We start from the raw sequence: 5,014 nt of genomic DNA, 5'->3' as shown, positions 1-5,014 counted from the left end.
GCGGGTGATTTATTAATTGCAGCAGACAACTTGCAGGTAACGAGTCAATTTGAACAACAACTGCAAAGTCGAACCCTTGGCGAACAAATCACTTTGCATTGGTTTAGACGAGATGAATTGATGCAAGGAACATTAACGATTAGTGAAGCGGTTTTAGACACGATTTCACTTAACATCAACGATGCGACTAAAACACAATTATGGCTTGGTTAATTCGGATTAATAATTCACTGTTTTTGAGAATTAATTTACTGAATATCTTCAATATTGTTCACAAACCGCAATCAAAACTGTAAATAAAAAAGGATATCAATTTGATATCCTTTTTTATAGATGTTTTCTATTGCTATACAAATGTATCAATACGACTAGCTTTGCTTAATCCGTTCTAATACTTGGTTTTCGGTATGTGCTTCTAACCAATATTTTTGTAGTGTTGAGTTTTTTACCCCAGATGCTGGGTCAAGTAAATTCCAAGCTCGTTTCCAAATACCATCAGCGATCATATGCACCACCGCACTTTCTATCGCGGCGGCAATACACAAACTCACAGGTTCGTTTGAGGTGTAGCCCGCTTCTGCCTCTAGTAATTCTTGCGCATCAATAAATTTAAATACACCTGCTGTAATTTCTTTTGAAATAACAGCCTTAGTCGTTGTCACACTGCTTAATAATCGGCCTGTGCGGATATCGACCGCGCGTAAATTAACCGTTATGCTATCGACACGATATTGACCAGACGCACCTATTCCTAAATAACGAGCGCCTGCACCACCGGTTTTAACATTGGTGTCGTAAGCAACAATGCCACCTTCCATCAAAATTTGGGCACTATTTAATTGTGGCAGCTTACTGGCGTCACCATTGAGTCCTGCACGAACAATTTTTCGTTCGGTCAGTAAATTCTGTAACCCTTCTCGCTCAACTGGCACAAACCAGGCTGAATCGTTAAGCGCCTGAGCTAAGAAAGCCGTTCCAGATTGTGGCACTGCAGTTGAAAAATTACTTGAAGGTATAGGTTTGTATTGACCCGTTTGATCACGAAAATCGTATACTGCGGCTACCATACTTCCTTGGGGTGATGGTAAGCTCACTAAATCATAATAAGTATCGCCCTTTGGCATTAAACTCGTGGTTGCTTCAATACCGTCGAATTCACTTTTTATCGAAGAACATGCGCTCAAAGATAAAATAAATAAGCTAAGCAATAGTCTTTTCATGATTAGCCCCCTGTTGATGCGCCGACAATACCACCAACTTCGATGATGGTCGTCTCGCCGGTTAATAAATCAGTGATATGAACCAGTAAAGATCCATCTTCATTGACCACGTTTATTTCAAAGTCATCGGTTTTTAAATAACCTTCACCACCATTTGCCGCATCATTAAACAGTTGGCTCATTAAGCGCGATTGCAGCGAACTCGCTAAACGTTCAAGTGCAGTAGGAGCGACATAACCCGAACTAGACTGGTGATCATTTTGCGCGGACGCATTCGCCAACAAATAACTACCATTTAGGTAACTGCCCCCAAACGCAGGATTAACTGGGGTATATACCAGTTGAGTCGCGGCTAAGGGAAAACTAAATGATGTTATTGATAAGATTAGTAATAATTTTTTCATATGCATTCCCTGCTAAAATTCATCAGGAGCAAGATCGGGGTCTGAAAATGCCGCCCATTTTGCCTGTCGTTGATATTGCAACAAGGAAGCATTTACCCGCTTTGCTGCCATGTTAGCTTGTGCATCAATATTGCGCGATGCTGGGGATAAAAACGTCACAAAAACCGGCTTGCGATTATGCAACACTAAAATTTTACTACCACTTCTTGCTGTGGCTTGTTCTACAACAGTGAGCCCCGAGTGGTTGCTCATGCCATTGATATCACGATAAGCGCTAACAAATTCTCGATAAAAACGGTGGCCAAATCTTGTCATGGCTCTATTTAAGATTAACCCATCAATTAAATCAGCTTCACGCTTAGGTTTTGCATCACTGACACTCACAACAGGTTCAGTTGAATGCAATAAATTCTCTTGAGCTTTTGAGGCGGTGGATTCTGGGATTACGTCATCCGTGGTTGGCGCAATGTTAGCTTTAGTAAACTCAGGGACATTAACGTCAACATCTTTACGATCATCAGCGATAGCATCACTAAACAAAATTGCCTGACTCGCAATCAAGCAAATGAGTATCACTGACAGATTTTTCACACTCTCACCTCATGCATATGAGTTTGTGCCCAAGCAATGGCTTGACCACGACTCGACACACCAATTTTGCGAAACGCACGATATAGATGTGTTTTAATGGTGGATTCACTGACAAAGAGTTGATTAGCGATATCGAGATTAGTGCTACCAGACAATAAAGTTTGCAATACTTCACGTTCACGAATGGTCAGTTGCTCACTGTCATCGTCATGCTCATCGTTTAAGATTGAACGTTGCAAGCCTTGCGGCATAACACTTCGACCTTTGAGTATTTCATTCAAACCCTGGCTTATTTCCGCTAAACTAGCATCAGAATAAAACACACCTATTGTTGTTGAAGGGTGAATTAAAAATTTAGTATCAAGCTGCTTAGGAAAATTTAAAAACACAGTGTGAATAGCGCAATATTCGCGTTCAATGAGGCGTTGTAATTGATAAGTTTGCTGTAAATCAATAGTCGACAAATCAAATACTACAACTGAAATAGGCTCACTTGCTAACATTTTTGCCATTCCATTGGGCTGAGTTTTAGTCAATTTGATTAAAAATTCTTGTGGCCAGCGGCAATCAAGTAAATCGATCAATAACTGTGACCGAGAAACAATCATCCAATTTACGACTTTAAACATCATTTACACTCCATGTGAAGATGAACTAGATGCTCTTTAAACAGAATGTGCATCAATGTGAAACAAGATTAGCAAGGCTTTTATCATTTAACAATTAGTCAAAAGGGTGCTTACACACCCTTTATTATACTTATGTACTACAAACCTTGAGTTATCGTCACAGTGTTACCATAACCTGTACTGGTAGCTATCGCTGAATTATGCATATCCGCTTGAGTAACATGAACAGTATTGTTACCTAACCCTTCAACGTATACATCTGCGAAGTTCATAGCATCTGTTTGACTAATAACAATTTCGTTAGTATCACCCCACCAAGATTCAGCATAGGCCTCGTTATGATGACCAGTCTGATCTATATCAATGATTGTTGAAACATCAGCTGCATCGGCATAGGCTTTATTATGATGTCCATTCTGATCAACGGTAACAACGTTATCCGTCCCCCATGTACCAGCACCGATCCCTTCACCATAAAAATTACTACCATTTGGTCGGCTATTAACTTCATTATGATGCCCAGTTTGATTCACTGTAACGGTACTGAATCCACCAGAGTCAGTTGAGGCACCTGCATAGTTATGATGACCTGATTGGTTAATCGCAATCGTGTTGTCATAACTGAACGCCCCTTGAAACACTATTGCTTCGTTTGAGAAACCAGCTTGCGCAATCGTAGCGGTATCACCCATACCTTCTTGGTCAACAGTAGCATTGTTACCAGAACCTGAATTACCGTTGCCGTTACCATTGCCATTGCCAAGAGTTAACGCACTTTGAGTCACCGTTGCAGTATTACCTTCATTTGACTGATTGACGGTTGCAACATGATCAAAGTCCATTTGCAATACCGTTGCGGTTTGATTCAAACCGTATTGGTTAACTTGAGCGTCATTATTACCGCCACTTTGAGTCACATGTGCATCATGTGATTCACCATTTTGATATACATTTGCCATATTAGACAAACCAGCTTGCTCAACTAAGCCAATATTGTCATTACCTTCCTGCTCTAATATTGCAACGGTATCGTCACTGGTTGCTCCACCATAATTTTGAGTGTTTTGTAATATATCACCAATATTATTTGAACCAGTTTGGGTTAATGTGGCACTGGCAGCATCTGATGATTCCTGCTGAATATAAGCATTATTGTTAGAGTTTCCTGATTGATTAATGGTTGCATCAGCAAAGTCTGACCAATGATTATAAATTTCGGCGGTATCTTCACTGCCAGTTTGATTAACCGTAGACTGTGCACCGTCACCGTCATTTTGAGTGACGGTTGCTATGTTTCCATTGCCATTTTGGTTAACAATTGCTTGAGCATTCTCACCGTTAAAAAATTCCTGTACGACATTCGCTTGGTTAGCATTACCAATAGATTCAACAGATGCATTAGCTGTGCTTGTTGCATTATGTTGATCAATCAAAGATGTATTCCCATCCCCCTCTTGATAGGATGTAGCTTGGGAGTTTGACGTTTCAGCTTGTGAAATCGTTGAGAGATTACTATCGCCAATTTGGACAATAGATGCGTCATTAGCAACACTATTATTTTGTTGAACAACCACTGCAGTATTTAGATCTCCTTCTTGACTAACATCGGCTTCGTTGTTACTTGCATACGCACTTACTGAAGTTAATAAAACAGCAGATATTAATAAAGCTAATTTAGAATATTTCATCTTTGTATTCCCTTCATTTGATTGAATAGATTAATTTCTTTGAGTTACGTTCACATTCTGTGTTGTCCCCCATTGAGTGACACCGACAGCATTTCCAAAACCGTATTGTTGGATCCGAATGGTATTATCATTACCAGTCTGGTTAATAATAGCTAAGTTGCTAATGCCAATTTGGCTAACGTCCATCAATAAATTGAAACCAACCTGACTTGCAATCACTTGGTTATTAAACCCTGATTGGTAAATATTGGCTTCAATATCACTTCCAGACTGAAGTACAGCAGCACCATTGAGAATGCCTTGCTGAGTGGAAGATATTTGATTGTTATTGCCCAATTGTATGGAGTTAAAGCGATTACTGAATCCACTCTGATTTACATTGATTGATAACTCATCGCCATTTTGACTCACATAAGCTCTATTATTAATACCAATATTGAGCTCATCTATGTCGCTTAAATCTTGTTGTCCTAAACTAGAAA

General features: G+C 39.7%; 6 protein-coding genes and 1 pseudogene. 1 reads left to right on the top strand and 6 read right to left on the bottom strand.

Translation table 11 applies throughout. The features are described from left to right. Positions 1-213, top strand: a pseudogene (locus tag CXF78_RS09870) (peptidase M61); the annotation flags it as partial. Between the two features lie 155 nt (positions 214-368). On the opposite strand, the gene CXF78_RS09865 reads toward CXF78_RS09870, so the two are convergent. The 6 genes from CXF78_RS09865 to CXF78_RS09840 form a co-directional block, all read right to left on the bottom strand. Then, entirely contained in the window at positions 369-1,220 is an 852-nt protein-coding gene (locus CXF78_RS09865; RefSeq protein ID WP_102036668.1) for a CsgG/HfaB family protein, read from the bottom strand. A 2-nt stretch (positions 1,221-1,222) separates the two neighbouring features. Continuing rightward, the gene (locus CXF78_RS09860; protein WP_102036667.1) at positions 1,223-1,624 is read right to left on the bottom strand and encodes a curli assembly protein CsgF; all 402 of its coding nucleotides are present in this window, start codon (positions 1,622-1,624) and stop codon (positions 1,223-1,225) included. A gap of 12 nt (positions 1,625-1,636) precedes the next feature. Beyond that, positions 1,637-2,215, bottom strand: a complete 579-nt coding sequence (locus tag CXF78_RS21810) for a curli production assembly/transport protein CsgE (protein WP_243638413.1) — start codon at positions 2,213-2,215, stop codon at positions 1,637-1,639. Further along, the gene (locus CXF78_RS09850; RefSeq protein WP_102036669.1) at positions 2,212-2,844 is read right to left on the bottom strand and encodes a response regulator transcription factor; all 633 of its coding nucleotides are present in this window, start codon (positions 2,842-2,844) and stop codon (positions 2,212-2,214) included. The genes CXF78_RS21810 and CXF78_RS09850 overlap by 4 nt, the downstream gene beginning before the upstream one ends. Positions 2,845-2,981: 137 nt before the next feature. Beyond that, positions 2,982-4,532, bottom strand: coding sequence for a curlin (locus CXF78_RS09845; protein ID WP_102036666.1), 1,551 nt, complete (start codon positions 4,530-4,532; stop codon positions 2,982-2,984). 30 nt (positions 4,533-4,562) lie between these two features. After that, a partial coding sequence (locus CXF78_RS09840; RefSeq protein WP_102036665.1) for a curlin occupies positions 4,563-5,014 on the bottom strand: 452 nt, incomplete at its 5' end.

This window comes from Shewanella sp. 11B5, from assembly GCF_002836795.1.
GTDB classification, from domain to species: Bacteria; Pseudomonadota; Gammaproteobacteria; order Enterobacterales; family Shewanellaceae; genus Shewanella; species Shewanella frigidimarina.
Note: the sequence above shows the minus strand (reverse complement) of the source record. Positions and strands in the feature narration are given on the sequence as shown.

Excerpts from the sequence above, each read along its gene's own strand:
- CXF78_RS09865 (WP_102036668.1), bottom strand. The coding sequence starts at position 1,220 with ATGAAAAGACTATTGCTTAGCTTATTTATTTTATCTTTGAGCGCATGT.
- CXF78_RS09860 (WP_102036667.1), bottom strand. The coding sequence starts at position 1,624 with ATGAAAAAATTATTACTAATCTTATCAATAACATCATTTAGTTTTCCC.
- CXF78_RS09850 (WP_102036669.1), bottom strand. The coding sequence starts at position 2,844 with ATGTTTAAAGTCGTAAATTGGATGATTGTTTCTCGGTCACAGTTATTG.
- CXF78_RS09845 (WP_102036666.1), bottom strand. The coding sequence starts at position 4,532 with ATGAAATATTCTAAATTAGCTTTATTAATATCTGCTGTTTTATTAACT.